This is a genomic window from Malaciobacter halophilus (assembly GCF_002837275.1).
GTDB classification, from domain to species: Bacteria; Campylobacterota; Campylobacteria; order Campylobacterales; family Arcobacteraceae; genus Malaciobacter; species Malaciobacter halophilus.
Genome location: NZ_NXIF01000013.1, coordinates 1 through 17029 on the forward strand (window position 1 = coordinate 1; position 17029 = coordinate 17029).

Genomic DNA, 17029 nt, shown 5'->3' on the forward strand with positions numbered 1-17029 from the left:
CATTATCTTTTAGTTGGGCTTTTTCTTCTCTTATTTTTTTATTTATTCTCTTTTTATCTCTTTTCCAACTATTTGTTCTTTCATCATAATAGTACTTCTCATGTACTATTATCTCTCTTTGTTTGCTTTTATAAAACTCTTTTAATATTTTTTCATTTAAAGAAATATTAGATAAGAAAAGAAGGTCTTTATCTCTTTCATATAAAAAATCAGCAACTTTATTTGCTATTTCAAAAGTTAATCTTTCAATGGATAACTGAGATTTTTTATCAAGATTTTTTACACTATCACCAATAGATTCATTTGCAGTATTTAAAATAATCTCTTTACTTTGATTAAATAAATATTTAGTACTATTTCTTAAATACTCATCAAGCTTAACAACACCTTCATATGCAATATATGCAATTAATAAAAGGGGTATAACTTTTATTAAGATAAAAATTAGAATTAGTTTTGCTTTGATAGTAATATTTTTCATAGTAAAATTCCAATTGTAAATTGGTTAATTATACTAAAAAGTAAGTAAATGGGTTATCAAATTTATATGAAAAATTTAGCTTATTTGTTATTTTGTTACCAATAATTATACGATTATTATAATTTTCAGTATTCTCAAAGTTTAAGATTTTAATATTTTTATTTTTTGCTTGAAATGAGTATAATTGTTTTTTAGTTGGGTGTTGCTTAGAACAAAGATTAAAAGTATCAAATGTAGAAGTTTTTATTACTTGTTCAATTGCGCAAACTACATCATCTTTGTGTACAAAATTTACTTTTTTATTTGAATCTTTTACTACTTTATTATGAAAATATTTAGCAGCAAATCTATCATATCCCATCAAACCTGCACATCTTAATATAGTAAGTTTTGAAAAATTTTCTTTGCAAAACTCTTCTATTTCATAAACATTTTTTTTACCACAATTTGTTTTATTTATATGATAATCTTCATCAAAATCTTTATTTTCATTTGGATATATAGAAGTTGAACTTATAAGAATTATATGAGTTTTTTTTAAATCTTGATAAATTTTATCTAAAAATTCTAAAAAATTATCTACTCTTGAAGGAATACAAATAAGTAAAATATCACAATTTAAAAAATCTCTTAAATCATTATTTTCTTTTTTTGTATCTATTAAAAAAGAGGTAAAGCCCTCTTTTTTTAATTTTTGTATCTTTTTATTTGTAGTTGTTGAAGCTTGAACATTAAAACCTTTTTTATAAAGAGTTTTTCCAACTTCTAAACCTAACCAACCACAACCTAAAATAGATACTGTTTTCAAAATTAACTCTGTCTTGGTTGAGGCAAGATTAGATTTAAAAAGATTCCAACAATAGCACCAAGACCAATTCCAGAAAAAGCTACTCCTCCAAAATTAAATGTCATACCACCAATAGAAAAAACTAAAATCATAGCAACAATTGCCATATTTCTTGGACAAGATAAATCTGTATTTGCTTTAATTAATGTAGAAATACCAATAGAAGCTATAATACCAAATAATAAAAGCATTATTCCTCCCATAACTGGAACAGGAATAGTAGCTAATAACCCTCCTAATTTACCAACAAATGCTAAAATAATAGCAGCAATTGCAGTCCATGTCATAATAGCTGGATTATAAGCTTTTGTAACTGTAACAGCTCCAGTTACTTCTGAATATGTTGTATTTGGAGGTCCACCAAACAATGATGCAACTGATGTTGCCAAACCATCACCTAAAAGTGTATTTTTAAGTCCTGGCTTTTTTAAATAATCCTCTTTTGTTACTTTTGAAATTGCTAACATATCTCCAATATGTTCAATTGCAGGGGCGATTGCAATAGGTAAAATAAATAAAATTGCTTGCCAATTAAATTCAGGAGCTGTAAATTTTGGAATAGTAAACCAAGCTGCTTCTTGAACTGATTTAAAATCAACTACTCCATAATATAAAGAAACAATATATCCAATAACTATACCTGCTAAAATTGGTATTAATTTAAACATTCCTTTTCCAAGTAAAGATACAAATACTGTTACTAATAAAGCAATCATAGATATAACTAAAGCTTGCTCTTCTGGGATTAGTTGTATAGCACCATCACCAGTTTTCCCCATAGCCATATTAACAGCAGCAGGAGATAAAATTAGACCAATAGACATAACAACAGGCCCAACAACTATTGGAGGTAAAAGTTTATGTAAAAAATTATCACCTTTTAATCTAACTAAAAAACTCAAAATAATATATAAAAGTCCAGCTGCAAAAAGTCCAGACATTGTTGCAGCAATTCCCCAAGTTTTAACTCCATGAGAGATAGGAGCAATAAAAGCAAATGAAGATGCAAGAAAGATTGGAGGAACATTACCTCTTGTAATAAATTGGAAAACTAAAGTTCCAACACCAGCAGTAAAAAATGCAACATTAGGATCAAGTCCTGTTAAAATAGGAACTAAAACTAATGCACCAAATGCAACAAATAAAAATTGCAAACCTAAAAGTGAATCCTTGACTCTAAAATTATAATCAGTAGGTTTATTCATGTAGCCTCTTAATGTGTAAAATTTGAAAATAGTAGCAAAATTTCAATTAATAATTAGTAAATTGTATAAGTTTTTTTTAGATACAATTAAGCTTTTAAATAAAATATTAGGACACAAATTATGTATAAAGAGAGTACTAATGTAGTTGTAAAGCATCTTATAAATAGACTAAGAGATGTAAGAACAGCTTCTAATGAATTTAGACTTACTATTGAAGAGATTTCAAGAATGATAGTTGCAGAAGCTTTAGCAGATTTTCCAACTATTACTACAAATATAAATACTTGGCAAGGCCCACTTGATGTGGAAATGTTAGAGGTTCAAAAAATTGTTTTAGTTCCAATTTTAAGAGCGGGTGAGCCTATGCTTACAGGAATTTTACAAACTTTACCATATGCAAGAAGTGGTTTTTTAGCTATGAAAAGAGATGAGCAGACTTCTTTGAGTAAACTTTTTTATGAAAATATTCCAGATAATTTAGAAGATAAAACTGTTTTATTACTTGACCCAATGGTTGCAACAGGTGGTTCATTAATTGATGGAATTGATTACTTAAAAGGTATAGGTGCAAAAAGAATTATTAGTTTAAATATTTTAGGTTCACCATTTGGTGTACAAAAAGTTCAAGAAGCACATCCAGATGTGGATATTTATATTGCACAAATTGATGAAAGATTAGATGAAAATAACTATATTAGACCTGGTCTTGGAGATGCAGGAGATAGAGCATTTAATACAAAGTAAGGGTTTTACTCCTTACTTCTTATATAAGATAACTCTTCTTTTAAAGACTTAACTTCTTCTAATAAAATATCTAGTTTTTTACTATCTTCATGTATCTCTTCTTTCATATCAGCTTCATGAAGTTTTTGCATCTCTCCAATAATAACTGCAACAAATAGATTGAAAAATACAAATGCAGCAATAATAACAAAAGAGACAAAATATATCCAAGCCCAAGGATATACCTCCATTGCTTCATACATAACATCTGTCCAATCTTCAAAAGTTAAAACTCTAAAAAGAGTTAGCATAGAAACTAAAAAATCACTCCATAAACCAGAAGGAAGTTTTGCAAAGAAAAAGTTTCCTATAATTGCATAAATATAAAAAATTATAAACATTAAAATTACAATATCAATAATTGAAGGTATTGCTTTAATTAGCATATCAATTATTGCTTTTAATTCTGGTCTAGCAGTAAAAAGTCTTAAAACTCTAAAAATTCTAAGAAGTCTTGCAACTGCTGCAAAACCTGAAGACTCTAAAGGTAATAAAGTAATAACTACAATTGTAAAATCAAAAAGATTCCATTTATTTTTAAAGAAGTTAATAAACTTCTTTTCTGCAACCATTTTAATAGCTATTTCAAAAATAAAATAGATAGTTACAAAAGTATCAGCAAATTGCAAAAACAAAGAATACTTTGCTTCAACATCACCAATAGTTTTAAAGCCTAAAACAGAAGCATAGGCAATAATAATAAAAGTTGTTAGATTTGAAAACCATCTAGCATCTCTTACATTTTCAATCTTTTCAATCAATTAAACTCTCCTAATCTTTATATATAGCATAAGCAATCATTAGCCATGCAATTATCATAAGTGTTCCACCAATAGGTGTAATTGCACCTAATACAGGGATATTAAGTATCACTAATAAATATAGTGAAAAACTAAAAATTATAGTTCCTATTAGTATTAGCCAAGATGCTAATACAAGTTTTTTATTGTCTGGTTTTAGATATATCATAAAAGATGTAGCAAATAACCCAAGAGTGTTATAAAAGTGATATTCTACACCTGTGTGGTAGGTAGTAAGCATAGTAGGTTCTACTATGGCTTTTAATCCATGTGCTCCAAAAGCACCTATTGCAATAGCCAATGCCATCATAAAAGAAGCAATAGCTAAAAAAAGTTTTGCATTACCATTTAATTTCATTGTAACTTCCTTGTTTTTTTGGGAAGTTTAGCAAAAAAATGTTAATAATTGTTTAATAAAAAGCCTTAATAGCTTTTTTATTTTTCTTCTTTTTTCTTTTCCTCTTTCTTCTTAGAAAAACCTGCGCCTTTTTTCTCTTTTTTCTTTAAATCTAAATCATTAATTAAAGTTCTATAATCAATTCCTTCTTGATTCATCTTTGCAAAACAAGCTGCAATACTTGCAATTGCGTTTGGCACCTCTTTTTTCTTTTTGTAAGCTTGAATATTTTTTTCGCTTACTTTAATAAGTGCAGTGAACTTTGGAATTGTCAATTCTGCATCAAGTAATAATTTTTTGAATTCTATAAATGTCATTCCTAATTCCTGTTTTAATTTGGAAGTATTATACTAAGAAACAATTAAAAACAAAGTAAAAAAATTAAATTTAATATATATAAAAGTTATAAAATATAGATTTAAGATAGTTTTTTTATATTTTAGAGTAGAGAAACTACTCTAAAATATGCTAAATAACATCAACTTCCCAGAAAAAGTCAATCCACTCTTTAGCTTCTCTTACTGTATAATCAGGTTGTAATACAGCAGATTTTTTATAAAAAATTGTTGCTAATTTAAACTCAACACTAGGAAACTTCTCTTTTAAAACTTTTAAAATTTCTTGCATTGTCTCTCCAGAGTCAACAATATCATCAACAACTAAAACTCTTTTTGCATGAGATACATCAGGAATATTAAAAATATTAAATGTATCTAGTTTTAATTCACCTTCATAATGAATTGAGTTTAATGTATATAAATTTCTCATATCCATTGCTTGTGCCATTAAATGAGATAAAGTTAATCCACCTCTTGCAACTGCTAATAAAATATCTGGTTGATACTCTCTACAACTATTAACTAGCTTTTGAGTATCATTTTTAAATTCTTCGTAACTGTAATAAAATTTTTCCAAAATTTAACCTTGTAATATAAATACTAATAGACTTATTAATGTAATTGTTAAGATTCCTATATTTAAATCACTAAACTCTCTTTTTGTAAGTTTAATAATTGTATATGCTAAAAATCCTGCTGCGATACCATTTGTAATAGAAAAAGTTAAAGGCATTAAAATTACAATAAAAAATGCCCCTGCACTTGTTGCTAAATCAACTTGTTCAAAATTAATCTTACCAAGCTCTGTAAACATTAATACACCAACTACTACTAATACTGGATAAATAGCATTTGATGGAATAGATTTAAAAAGTGGTAACATAAATAGTGTAGTAACAAAAAACATCGCAGTAAATATTGCTGTAAGACCAGTTCTACCACCCTCTTCAACACCACTTGCACTCTCAATGAAAGCAGTTGTAGTAGAAACACCTATCATACTTCCAGCAGTTGTAGAAATAGCATCTGCTTCTAAAGTTTTCTGTAAAGATTTATCCTCTTTATCTCCATTTTGGAACATATTCGCTCTAGCACCAATTCCTGTTAATGTACCTAAAGTATCAAACATATCTGTAATTAAAAATGTAACAATTACAGGTAATAACGATAGCGATAAAGCGCTAACAATATCAAGTTGCATAAATATTGGAGAAATAGAAGCAGGAGCAGATAAAAAACTAGTTGGCATAGGATTAATATTGAAAAACCAAGCAACAGCTGAAGTAATTGCAATAGAGAATACAAAAGCACCTTTTAATCTATATGCATAGAAAATAAATGCTAATACTAAACCAACAACGCCAATTAAAACATTTGGGTCAGAGAAATCACCAAGTTTTACATAAGTAGCTTTATCAGGAACAATCATAGCCATTTGTTTAAGACCAATAAATGCAATAAAAGTACCAATACCAGCAGATATTGCACGTCTTAAATTCATAGGAATTGAAGTCATAATCCAAACTCTAAAGTTTGTAAAAGATAATAATACAAAAAGTACACCTGATAAAAATACAATACCTAATGCAGTTTGCCAAGGTATCTTCATACCTAAAACAAGGCCATAAGAAAAATATGCATTTAATCCCATACCAACACTCATTGCAATTGGAGTATTAGCCCAAAGACCAGAAAAAATAGTAGCTAAAATAGTTATAAGAGCAGTAGCAGTAACAACTGCGTCCATAGGCAATCCTGCATCAGCAAGAATAAAACCATTTACAGGAACAATATACATCATAGTCAAAAAAGTAGTAAATCCAGCAGTAAACTCTGTTTTGACATTTGTGTTATGCTCTTTAAGTTTGAAGAGGTTCATAACCAAATCCTTAAAATTTAAAATGAAGGCGCAATTATACTAAATTTTTCGTAAATAATATATAAACTAAAGTATAAATTAAGCTAATAATAACAAAAAAAATAGTAAAAATCCCTAACATACAACTTTTCAAAGGTTAAAAAAATTATGAATATAACAAATACATGTATTGAATGTATTACAGGCCAAATACAAAAAGCAACTAAACTATTGAAACTTAATAATAATCTAAGTGATGAAATTATGCAAGAGGTTAATAAAAAAGCTACAAATTTTGACTTTTCAAGAACACCTCCTTATGTAGCAAAAGAGGTTTATGAACTTCTTGCTAATAAAACTGGATTAAAAGATCCGTTAGAACAATTAAAGCAAGAATCAATAAAAAATGCAACTTCATACCTTCCAATAATAAAAAAGCAATTACAACAAAGCGATGACAAGTTATATACAGCAATTAAAAGTTCTGTTGCAGGAAATGTTATTGATTTTGCAGTAACAAAAGAGTTTAGTTTAGAAGATGAAATAAAAACAGTTTTTCATACACCTTTTTCAATTAACCACTACAAAATATTTAAAGAAGAATTAAAAAAGCACAACGAACTTCTTATTTTGTCTGATAATGCTGGTGAAAATGTATTTGATAAAGAGTTAATAAAAATATTAAACTTACTATATCCAAAATTACAAATTACATATGCAACAAGAGGTAAACCTATTATAAATGATATTACTACAAAAGAAGCTATTCAAGTAGGTATTCATAAACATTGTAAAGTAATAAGCACAGGTGTTGACACTCCAGGAATGGAGAAATCACAAGCATCAAAAGAGTTTTTACAAATATTTGAAAATGCACCATTGATTTTAGCAAAAGGAATGGGTAATTTTGAGTGTTTAGAAAGTTATAATGATAATAGAATATTCTTTTTATTTAAAGTTAAATGTGAAGTTGTAGCAAACAAAGTTTCAAGAAATTTATCAGAATTAATACTAAAAAGAGGCTAAGACTTACTTTGTAAGCTTAGCTAATATTTTTATACCCTCTTTAGTCTGTTTAAAGTTGCAGTTTGTAAAATTGAATCTTGCTTCATTACTAATTTGTTCATCAAAATAAAAAACTTGTGCTGGAACAAAAGCAACTTTTTTTTCCAAGGCTTTAGTTGCTAATTGCATACTATCTTTAATATTATTGAACTTTCCATAAATAAACATTCCACCTTTTGGCCTTTCAAACTCAAAATTAGGAAGATATTTTTCCATACACTCAGCCATATAATTCATTCTTTTCTTATAATTTTTTGCATTTTTCTTAATATGCTTAAAAAGATCATTATCATCTAAATAACTATCTATAAGCATTTGATTAAATGTTGATGTATGTAAATCTAAAGACTCTTTTACTACAAGTATTTTTTCAATTAATTCTTTATTTGCTCTAATCCAACCAACTCTAAGACCTGGTGCAACTATTTTTGAAAAAGTGCCTAAATGATATGATTTATCTTTATAAAATGAACAGATTGGCTTTTTAATTTTTCCTTTAAAGTTAAGCAGACTATACGCTGCATCTTCAATCAAATAGGCATCTTTTTCTTTTAGTATATTTGCTACTTTTTCTCTTTGTTTTTTTGTATAAGTATATGTTGATGGGTTTTGATAATCACTAATACAATAAAGTATTTCATCTTTTTTTAATATATTATTTAATTGTTCAAAAGTTTTAAACTCTTTTATATCTTTTTTTAAGATTCTAAAAGATGACAATGCTCCAATATAAGAAGGGCTTTCAACTATTAGATTATTTGCATTTAAACTTTTTAGTATTATATCAAAAGCTTGTTGGCTTCCTGTTGTTATCAAAATCTCATCTTTTGTTGTTTCAAGATTATAAACTCTTGTATAAAAGTTGGCTATTTTCTCTCTTAAAGAGTCTATACCTTGAGATTTACTATACTGCAAAGAGCTTCTGTCTTTAAGGACTTTTTTCGATGCTTTACTAATCTGTTTTAGTGGAAATAAATCTTCATTTGGTAATCCCCCCGCAAATGAGATTGTATCCTTGTCTATTGCATCTAAAATTTTCCTAATATAAGACCTTTTCATTTTCTTCCCTCGATTTTTATTACGATGAAATTATATAGAAATTCAAACTTTTTTTCTTTATCTCAAATTGCAAATTTCTTGTCTTGTATTGCTTTTTTTGATATACTTTAATTATGAAAAAAGCAACAAAACAACAAAGAGCTAATATTGTAAATAAAACTCTTTTTTATATTTATAAAAATATAGATACTAATATAACTTTAGATGAACTTGCAGAGTTTAATAATATATCAAAATACCATTTTCATAGAATTTTTAAAGAAGAGACAAATCAAAATCTTTTTGATTTTATCACTTCAACACGCTTACAAAAAGCTGCAAATTTACTTATTACAAACTCTCATTCAACTATTAGTGAAGTTGCAAATACTTGTGGATACTCTTCTCACTCGTCATTTATTAAAGCCTTTAAGCAAAAATTTTGCTACACTCCAACTGCTTGGAGAAAATCAGGACATATTGAATACTCAAAATTTCTTATTAAAGAGGATAAAACTTTTGAAAATATTAATATGAAAATAGAAGTTATTCCCAAAAGATATTGTGCTTATATAAGACATAAAGGTTATAATAGAAAAATTATCAATATTTGGCAAAAATTAAAAGCTCTTGCATATGAGTATAATTTAAAAGAGTACAAACAACTTGCATTACTTCATGATAACCCTACTATAACTCCATTAAGTGAGTGTAATTATGTTGCAGCTATTGAGGTTCCTAAAGAGTTTCGTTCAGAAATATCTACAATGGAAATTCCAAAAACTTTATGTGCTTCATTTCATTTAGAAGGTGTTTATGGAGATGTATTAGCATTTTTACGATATGTTTATCATTTTTGGCTTCCAAAATCTGGGTATGAAGCTACAACACTACCTTCATTTGTACATTATCATAAAAATCATTTTCTAAATGAGGATGAAAAGTTTGATTTAACTTTTTATTTGCCAATTAAAGTTGCTTATTAAAACTCATCTTGATACTCTTCTTGAATTTTCAAAAACTCATCAAGATTGTTTAAAAATATATCTACTAAATTAGGGTCAAACTGTTTTGCTCTCTCTTCTTTAAACAGTTTTACTATTTTTTCTAAAGGCCATGCTTGTTTATAGCATCTTTTACTAGCTAAAGCATCAAAAACATCACAAACTGCAGTAATTCTTCCATAAATATGAATTTGCTCTTTTTCAAGACCTCTTGGATAACCTTTCCCATCCCATCTTTCATGATGCTCATGTGCAATTGTAGCAGCTGCTTTTAGTATCTCTCTTTTTGAATTTCTTAGCATTTCATAACCAATTGTAGCATGCTCTTTCATCTTTAAATACTCTTCATCACTTAATTTTGCAGGTTTTTTTAAAATACTATCTTCAATAGCTATTTTCCCAATATCATGCACAGGAGAAGCAAGTTTTAGTAACTCACACTCTTTTCTTGATAAACCGCATTTCTTTGCCATTAAAAAAGAGTATTCTGCTACTCTTTTTACATGATTTCCTGTCTCATTTGACCTTCCTTCACAAATAGTTCCCATAGTATAAAGAACCTCTTTTTGTGTATCAATAATCTCTTTATTTAAATATATAATTTCGCTAACATTGTGTTTTATACTTATATACTCAATTATTTCATCATTAATATTTACTATTGGAATAATAGTAGTATCCATATAATAAGCTTTATTATGTTTTGTTCTATTTTTAAGTATTCCTCTCCAAATATTTTTTGATTTTAGTTGTTCCCACATTTTTTTATAAGTTAAAGAAGGAACTTCTTTATCTCTTACACAGCTAAAACTATTTCCTAATAACTGTTTTTTACTAAATCCAGATACTTCACAAAACTTATCATTAACATAAGTTATCACACCTTTTGTATCAGTTCTTGTAAAAGAAGTACTAACATCAATAGCTTTTTCAAACTCTTTTATTAAATGTACTTTTTCGCTTAAACCCTTTGAAGTAGTATCAAGCTTATCTTTTAATAACTCTTTATAACTCTCTATTTCCGTAATATCATGTCTAATTCCAAGATACTCAACAACTTCATTATCTTGATTTAAAACAGGAATAATAGTAGCATCAACTATATATACACTTCCATCTTTTGCTCTATTTTTTACTATTCCTTTCCATGTTTTCTTTTTTTCTTTAATAGTTTCCCACATTTGTCTAAAAGTCTCTTTTGGCATATCTTCATGTCTTAAAATATTATGCTGTTTTCCAAGTAGTTCATTTAAGTTGTATTTTGAGATTCTGCAAAACTCTTCATTTGCATAAGTAATTCTTCCTTTTTTATCAGCTTTTGAAAGAATTGTTGAGTTATCAACTGCAAGTTTATAGTGCTGTAAAATTGAATTAACATACTTTATTTCATATCTATTTGAAACTCTTTTTATACATGAGTCAAAAACCTCTTTTAACTCTTTTTTCTTGATTGGATATTGAATATAGTACCTAATACGAAGTTTTATAGCTTTAATTAAATCTTTTTTCTTATTAAATTTTGAAATAAGTATAAAAATTTGGTCTTCATTTATCTCTCTGATTTTTTTAACCATTTTTTTTCCATCTTCATCTGACATCAAAAAATTTGTTAAAACAATATCAAAGTTACTTTGCAAATATAAAGTATATGCCTCTTCTTTTGATTTACAAATAGTAATATCATCAAGATTGTACTCTTGTTTTAATAATTTTAAAGCTTTGGAAATACACTCATCATCAGTACAAACAAAAAGTATTGATAATTTACTATTTTTATTATTTTCCATAAGAGGACTTCTTTTCTAATTTAAATTATAAGTTATTTTTTGTATTCTTAAAAATAATAATTATATTAACTTTAACTTAATCTTTTTTTAAAATTCTGTATCATAAATATAGCTTGCAATATCTTCTAAAGTTTTTTTATCATAATGTAAATGGGGCATTAATTCATACTTTTTAACTTGTTCTAACATGATAGAACCTTCAATATTTGGTTTATAAACCCACTCACTCATATATTTAATAAACTCTTTTTTATTTAAGAATGCTTCTTTATATCTTTTTTTTATTAGATTAATAGAAGGTGCAGATATAGATTTGCCAACTCTATGACAAGTTTCACAATTCCCACTAAAAAGTAATGAAGCATTATCTTGTGCAAAAACAGGTACAAAAATAAGTAGTGTTAATATTAATTTTTTCATATAAAAATTATAGCAAAAAATTAACTCTACAAATTTGATTTAACTCAAGTAAAACTAATCTATTTTTAAGAATCATTATCATATGATTACATATTCATATGTACATATAATAAAGGATGAGAATGTCTCAAGAATGTTGTGACCACTCAAAAGAGGTTGAAAAAGTAAAAAAAGTTTTGATATGTGATGAAACTTTATATGATGTTGCAGAGCTATTTAAAGCTTTTGCTGATACTACTAGAATAAAAATAATTGCTGTTTTAAAAGAAGAAGAGCTGTGTGTTGGAGCAATAAGTGAACTTATAAATGTAAGCCAATCTGCTGTTTCGCACCAATTAAGAGTATTAAAAAACTCAAAAATAGTAAAACCAAGAAGAGTTGGTAAGCAAATGTTCTATTCCCTAGATGACGAACATATTAAAAAAATATACGATATGGGATTAGAACATATTATAAAAGGATAATTTTATGCAAAAAGTAAAATTGCAAAATCTTGATTGTGCAAATTGCGCAGGAAAAATTGAAAAACGTCTAAATGAATTAGATGAACTAAATAATGTTAAACTTAATTTTTCAACTTCTACATTAAGTTTTGAACAAACTGTTGAAGAAAATATACTAGATAAAATAGAAAAAGAGATTCAAAAGATTGAAAGAGAAGTAGTTATTGTAAAAGATAATATCAAACAACAAAGAGGGTTTTGGCAACTTCTTGATAAAAAACTCTTAGTTATTACAATAATATCTTTAGTATTAACTTATATTTCATATAACTACATAAAAAATGAAACACTACAACTTGTTGTATATCTTTTAGCATACTTTTTAGTTGGGTGGGATGTTTTATATAAAGCTATTAGAAACTTAACAAATGGGAAAGTTTTTGATGAACACTTTTTAATGGGTATAGCAACAATAGGTGCTTTTGCATTGGGCGAATATGTTGAAGGTATTGCTGTTATGATATTTTATCAAGTAGGTGAAATGTTCCAAGCAGTTGCAGTTAATAATTCAAGAGATAGTATTAATTCATTACTTGATATAAAACCTGAATTTGCAAATGTAAAAGTAGAAGATTCTATTATTCAAAAAGCTCCTGAAGATGTTAAGATTGGCGATACTATTTTAGTAAAAGCAGGAGAAAAAGTACCAGTAGATGGAGTACTGCTTTCTACTAATAGCTCTTTTGATACAAGTGCTATAACAGGAGAGTTCAAACCTAAAAGTATTAAAAAAGAACAAGAAGTTTTAAGTGGATTTATAAATACTTCAAAAGCTTGTTATATAAAAGTTACTTCATTATATAAAGATTCAACTGTTGCTAAAATTATTGAGTTAATAGAAAATGCTTCTTCAAGAAAAGCAAAAGCAGAAAAATTTATAACAAAATTTGCAACAGTATATACTCCAATTGTTGTAGTATTAGCAGCACTTTTAGCAGTAATTCCTCCACTATTAATTGAAAATGCACAATTTGCAGATTGGGTAGAAAGAGCATTGATTTTCTTAGTTATTTCTTGTCCTTGTGCTTTAGTAGTATCTATACCATTATCTTTTTTTAGTGCCATTGGTGCAGTATCAAAAAGAGGTGTACTTGTAAAAGGTGCTAATTATATAGAAAAATTAACAGAGATTCAAAATATAATTTTTGATAAAACAGGTACGTTAACACATGGAGTGTTTGAAGTTACAAAGATAAATAGTAAAGATATTTCAAAAGAGGAACTTTTAAAATTTGCTGCATATGCAGAGAGTTTTTCTACTCATCCAATAGCAAAATCAATTGTAAAGGCTTTTGATAAAACAATTGATTCAAAACTTATTAGTGAACACGAAGAATTAAGTGGTTTAGGAGTAAAAGCAACAATAGAAAATAAAGAGATTTTAGTAGGAAATAAAAAACTTCTAAATAATTTTAATATTACTTATGATGAAATAAATGAGGATTTAAATGTAGTATTTATTGCAATAGATTCTAAGTTTGCTGGATATATTGTAGTAAGTGATATTATTAAAGTTGAAGCAAAAGAAGTAATTAGTGAGCTTAAAACTTTAAATATTCATAAGACATATATGTTAACAGGTGACAAAAAAGAGGTTGCTTTAAATGTTGCAAATCAATTAGGTATTGATGAAGTAAAGTATGAACTTTTACCTCAAGAAAAATTAACAAATTTTGAAGCAATAAAAAAACAGACAAATAAAGTTACAGCATTTGTTGGAGATGGTATTAATGACGCACCAACACTAGCAAATTCAGATGTAGGATTTGCAATGGGTGGAGTTGGAAGTGATTTAGCAGTTAAATCTGCTGATGTTGTTATTTTAAATGATAATATCAAATCAATTAGTGATGCTATTAAAATTGCTAAAAAAACAAAGGTTATTGTATATCAAAATATTATTTTTATTATGGCCATAAAAATTGCTTTTCTTGCTTTAGGTGCTGGGGCTATGATTAGTATGAAAGAGGCAATCTTTGCTGATGTTGGAGTAGCATTACTTGCAATTTTTAACTCTATGAGAATCTTAAAAACAATAAAAGATAAACCTAAACAATCAATTTGTGAAGATAATAGTTGTAACCTACAAGAAAATCAAGAAATAAAAAATTTTACAACAAAACAACAAAACAACTGCTGCAATGACACTAATTGTTGCTCTACAAAAAACTAAAGAGTTTTACTCTTTAGTTTTTTCTTTAATTTCTCTCAAAAGATAAATAACTTTAAAGTGTATTATATTTTATTAAGCTTTCCTATGTAATAATCCGCGCCCAATAAAATTATTGATAATTAATATCAATATTATTATATACACAAAGGAAATTTATGAAAAAATTAGTTACTTCATCTTTTGTAGTAATGCTAAGTTTAAGTACAGCACAAAGTTTACTTAGTGCAAATTCTGTTGAAAATTCAAAAAATAATAAAGAAGAAAAGCAGAAATTTAATGCAGTCTTACCAACTGTTTATATTGAAGCTATGAAAGAAGATGACATAACAAAAGGTTATGTAAACTATGAAAATGCTTCAGTTACAAGAAATAAGATGAGTATTAAACAAACTCCTATGACTATTGATACTTTAAACATTCAAAAAAATAAAAACTATGGAACAAATGATTTAAGTTCCATATTAGAAGGAAATGCAGGTATTGATACTACATATGATATGAGAAGTGATAACATTTTTATTAGAGGGTTTAGAGCTGATACAAATGATATTTACAGAGATGGGATTAGAGAAAGTGGTCAAGTAAGAAGAAGTACTGCTAATATTGAAAGAGTTGAAATACTAAAAGGACCTGCTTCATTACTTTATGGAAGAAGTAATGGAGGAGGAGTTATTAATATGGTAAGTAAGTATGCAAACTTTGATAGCTCAAATAGTCTTGGTATATTACTAGGTTCATGGGAAAACAAAGGGATAAATTTAGATGTTAATCAAGTAGTAAATGAAAATATTGCTTTTAGATTTGTAAGTGATATAACAAAAGGTGAAACATTTAGAGATAGTATTCAAAAAGATATTGAGAATAAAACTAAAATGTTTTCTCCTAGTATTACAATTACAAATAATGACAACTTAAATTGGACAGCTCAATATACTTATGATTATGCAAAAAGAACACCTGATAGAGGTCCAGACAAAACTCAATATGATTTAATGGGTATCTCTTATGATAAAGCATTTGCTCATGATGGAGATTATGTAGAAGATAGATTACAAATATTAAGATCTAGTTTAGATTATCAAATCAATGATAAATGGAGTCTAAATTGGGCAGCTGCATATAGAGAAGCTGAACAAAATTTTGACCATTACTATTTAGGAAGTTATGACACTACTACTAAACTTTTAAATCAAAGTTATGCATGGCAAGAAACAGAAAATAAGACAATTTCAAATACATTAACACTTAATGGTGAAGTAAAAACAGGTAATATTTTGCATAATTTAACTTTAGGAGTTGATTACAGTAAAGAGAAAAGAACTCCAGAGTTATACTATACAAGAAATCAATTATTTGACCCTTTTGATTCTTCTTCATGGACAAGAACTGAAAAGAAAGATGCACTAATAAAAAATGAGCATGAAGGGGTTTCAAAAGGTATTTTTTTAGAAGATATTATCTCTTTAACTCCTTCTTTAAAACTAGTTTTAGGTGGAAGGTTTGATAAATACTCATTTAGTTCTTCAGATATTTCAAATAATCACAGCTCTTATGATGGTGACTCTTTTAGCCCAAGAGTAGGAGTTGTTTATGATATAAATGAAGATCATACTATTTATACTTCATATAATAAAAGTTTTTCACCTTATGGAGGAAATAGTTATTTAGGTGTAAGTGCTAGTGCTGATTCTAACACTTTTAATGATGAACCTGAATACAATGAACAGTATGAAATAGGAATAAAAAGTAATTGGCTTGATAATAGATTAAGCAGTACTTTCTCTTTATACCAAATTGAACATTACAATATTAGATATAGACCTGATTGGGAAACAGATTTAACAAAATGGTACCAAAGAGGGAAAGAGAGATCAAGAGGAGCAGAATTAAGTATTATAGGACAAGTATATGAAAATATTTACTTAAGAACATCATTAGGTGTAATGCAAGCAAAAGTTATAAAAGACAAATCAAACCCAGATAATGAAGGCAATTACTTAAGTAATACTGCAAATATCAATGGAAATATTTTCGTAAGATATGCACCTTCATCAAAGAGTTTCTACACAGAACTTGGAGTTACACATGTAGGGAAAAGATACTTTTATGATAGAAGTGGAAATGAAAGTACTTTAGATAGTTTTAATAGAGTAGATACTTTATTAGGATGGAAATATAAAGATGTAAATATTACACTTGGTATTTTAAATCTATTTGATAAAGATTATTGGAGATCAAGTACGATGCCAGGAGCATCAAGATCAGCAACATTAAGACTTAATTATAAGTTTTAATAACTTTTAACTTAGTATATTTTCTAATATACTAAG

16 protein-coding genes and 1 pseudogene are annotated in these 17029 nt (G+C 27.2%); 6 read left to right on the forward strand and 11 right to left on the reverse strand.

The window, feature by feature from the left end; all coding sequences use genetic code 11:
• From CP960_RS03460 to CP960_RS03470, 3 genes and pseudogenes are all read right to left on the reverse strand, one after another.
• Window positions 1-481 (reverse strand): annotated as a pseudogene (locus CP960_RS03460) (sensor histidine kinase); the annotation flags it as partial.
• A 28-nt stretch (window positions 482-509) separates the two neighbouring features.
• Window positions 510-1289 (reverse strand): NAD(P)-binding domain-containing protein, encoded by a 780-nt coding sequence (locus CP960_RS03465; protein ID WP_162919091.1) that lies wholly within the window; start codon window positions 1287-1289, stop codon window positions 510-512.
• A 2-nt stretch (window positions 1290-1291) separates the two neighbouring features.
• Window positions 1292-2533, reverse strand: coding sequence for a uracil-xanthine permease family protein (locus CP960_RS03470; RefSeq protein ID WP_101183840.1), 1242 nt, complete (start codon window positions 2531-2533; stop codon window positions 1292-1294).
• Window positions 2534-2653: 120 nt separating this feature from the next.
• Between CP960_RS03470 and upp the strand changes: the two genes are divergently transcribed.
• Entirely contained in the window at window positions 2654-3277 is a 624-nt protein-coding gene (upp, locus tag CP960_RS03475) for a uracil phosphoribosyltransferase (protein WP_101183841.1), read from the forward strand.
• A gap of 5 nt (window positions 3278-3282) precedes the next feature.
• Here upp and CP960_RS03480 read toward each other — a convergent pair whose 3' ends face one another.
• The 5 genes from CP960_RS03480 to CP960_RS03500 all read right to left on the reverse strand — a co-directional run bounded on the left by CP960_RS03480 (window position 3283) and on the right by CP960_RS03500 (window position 6730).
• On the reverse strand, window positions 3283-4077 hold the full coding sequence (locus CP960_RS03480) for an ion transporter (RefSeq protein WP_101183842.1): 795 nt from the start codon (window positions 4075-4077) through the stop codon (window positions 3283-3285).
• Window positions 4078-4087: 10 nt separating this feature from the next.
• Window positions 4088-4474, reverse strand: coding sequence for a DUF423 domain-containing protein (locus tag CP960_RS03485; RefSeq protein ID WP_101183843.1), 387 nt, complete (start codon window positions 4472-4474; stop codon window positions 4088-4090).
• 77 nt (window positions 4475-4551) lie between these two features.
• Window positions 4552-4830: a hypothetical protein gene (locus tag CP960_RS03490; protein ID WP_101183844.1), complete on the reverse strand. Its 279-nt coding sequence runs from the start codon at window positions 4828-4830 to the stop codon at window positions 4552-4554.
• Window positions 4831-4981: 151 nt separating this feature from the next.
• The gene (locus CP960_RS03495; RefSeq protein ID WP_101183845.1) at window positions 4982-5428 is read right to left on the reverse strand and encodes a phosphoribosyltransferase; all 447 of its coding nucleotides are present in this window, start codon (window positions 5426-5428) and stop codon (window positions 4982-4984) included.
• 3 nt (window positions 5429-5431) lie between these two features.
• Entirely contained in the window at window positions 5432-6730 is a 1299-nt protein-coding gene (locus CP960_RS03500) for an NCS2 family permease (RefSeq protein ID WP_101183846.1), read from the reverse strand.
• Window positions 6731-6877: 147 nt separating this feature from the next.
• Between CP960_RS03500 and CP960_RS03505 the strand changes: the two genes are divergently transcribed.
• The gene (locus CP960_RS03505) at window positions 6878-7735 is read left to right on the forward strand and encodes a damage-control phosphatase ARMT1 family protein (RefSeq protein WP_101183847.1); all 858 of its coding nucleotides are present in this window, start codon (window positions 6878-6880) and stop codon (window positions 7733-7735) included.
• A 3-nt stretch (window positions 7736-7738) separates the two neighbouring features.
• On the opposite strand, the gene CP960_RS03510 is transcribed toward CP960_RS03505, so the two are convergent.
• On the reverse strand, window positions 7739-8833 hold the full coding sequence (locus CP960_RS03510) for an aminotransferase-like domain-containing protein (RefSeq protein WP_101183848.1): 1095 nt from the start codon (window positions 8831-8833) through the stop codon (window positions 7739-7741).
• A 113-nt stretch (window positions 8834-8946) separates the two neighbouring features.
• Between CP960_RS03510 and CP960_RS03515 the strand changes: the two genes are divergently transcribed.
• Complete coding sequence (locus CP960_RS03515) at window positions 8947-9798, forward strand: AraC family transcriptional regulator (RefSeq protein ID WP_101183849.1); 852 nt, start codon at window positions 8947-8949, stop codon at window positions 9796-9798.
• Here CP960_RS03515 and CP960_RS03520 read toward each other — a convergent pair.
• Both CP960_RS03520 and CP960_RS03525 read right to left on the reverse strand, forming a co-directional pair.
• Window positions 9795-11603, reverse strand: a complete 1809-nt coding sequence (locus CP960_RS03520) for an HD domain-containing phosphohydrolase (RefSeq protein WP_101183850.1) — start codon at window positions 11601-11603, stop codon at window positions 9795-9797. The two genes, CP960_RS03515 and CP960_RS03520, sit on opposite strands and share 4 nt — an antisense overlap.
• Before the next feature lie 87 nt (window positions 11604-11690).
• On the reverse strand, window positions 11691-12023 hold the full coding sequence (locus CP960_RS03525; RefSeq protein WP_191321636.1) for a c-type cytochrome: 333 nt from the start codon (window positions 12021-12023) through the stop codon (window positions 11691-11693).
• A gap of 122 nt (window positions 12024-12145) precedes the next feature.
• On the opposite strand from CP960_RS03525, the gene CP960_RS03530 reads away from it, so the two are divergent.
• From CP960_RS03530 to CP960_RS03540, 3 genes are all read left to right on the forward strand, one after another.
• Window positions 12146-12487 carry an ArsR/SmtB family transcription factor gene (locus tag CP960_RS03530; protein WP_101183851.1) on the forward strand — a complete coding sequence of 114 codons (342 nt, stop codon included), beginning with the start codon at window positions 12146-12148 and terminating at the stop codon, window positions 12485-12487.
• 4 nt (window positions 12488-12491) lie between these two features.
• Window positions 12492-14699: a heavy metal translocating P-type ATPase gene (locus tag CP960_RS03535; RefSeq protein WP_101183852.1), complete on the forward strand. Its 2208-nt coding sequence runs from the start codon at window positions 12492-12494 to the stop codon at window positions 14697-14699.
• A gap of 155 nt (window positions 14700-14854) precedes the next feature.
• The gene (locus CP960_RS03540; RefSeq protein WP_191321637.1) at window positions 14855-16993 is read left to right on the forward strand and encodes a TonB-dependent receptor; all 2139 of its coding nucleotides are present in this window, start codon (window positions 14855-14857) and stop codon (window positions 16991-16993) included.
• Window positions 16994-17029: the final 36 nt, after the last annotated feature.

Excerpts from the sequence above, each read along its gene's own strand:
- CP960_RS03490 (WP_101183844.1), bottom strand. The coding sequence starts at position 4,830 with ATGACATTTATAGAATTCAAAAAATTATTACTTGATGCAGAATTGACA.
- CP960_RS03535 (WP_101183852.1), top strand. The coding sequence starts at position 12,492 with ATGCAAAAAGTAAAATTGCAAAATCTTGATTGTGCAAATTGCGCAGGA.
- CP960_RS03510 (WP_101183848.1), bottom strand. The coding sequence starts at position 8,833 with ATGAAAAGGTCTTATATTAGGAAAATTTTAGATGCAATAGACAAGGAT.
- CP960_RS03540 (WP_191321637.1), top strand. The coding sequence starts at position 14,855 with ATGAAAAAATTAGTTACTTCATCTTTTGTAGTAATGCTAAGTTTAAGT.
- CP960_RS03485 (WP_101183843.1), bottom strand. The coding sequence starts at position 4,474 with ATGAAATTAAATGGTAATGCAAAACTTTTTTTAGCTATTGCTTCTTTT.
- CP960_RS03505 (WP_101183847.1), top strand. The coding sequence starts at position 6,878 with ATGAATATAACAAATACATGTATTGAATGTATTACAGGCCAAATACAA.
- CP960_RS03530 (WP_101183851.1), top strand. The coding sequence starts at position 12,146 with ATGTCTCAAGAATGTTGTGACCACTCAAAAGAGGTTGAAAAAGTAAAA.
- CP960_RS03515 (WP_101183849.1), top strand. The coding sequence starts at position 8,947 with ATGAAAAAAGCAACAAAACAACAAAGAGCTAATATTGTAAATAAAACT.
- CP960_RS03470 (WP_101183840.1), bottom strand. The coding sequence starts at position 2,533 with ATGAATAAACCTACTGATTATAATTTTAGAGTCAAGGATTCACTTTTA.
- CP960_RS03500 (WP_101183846.1), bottom strand. The coding sequence starts at position 6,730 with ATGAACCTCTTCAAACTTAAAGAGCATAACACAAATGTCAAAACAGAG.
- upp (WP_101183841.1), top strand. The coding sequence starts at position 2,654 with ATGTATAAAGAGAGTACTAATGTAGTTGTAAAGCATCTTATAAATAGA.
- CP960_RS03525 (WP_191321636.1), bottom strand. The coding sequence starts at position 12,023 with ATGAAAAAATTAATATTAACACTACTTATTTTTGTACCTGTTTTTGCA.
- CP960_RS03520 (WP_101183850.1), bottom strand. The coding sequence starts at position 11,603 with ATGGAAAATAATAAAAATAGTAAATTATCAATACTTTTTGTTTGTACT.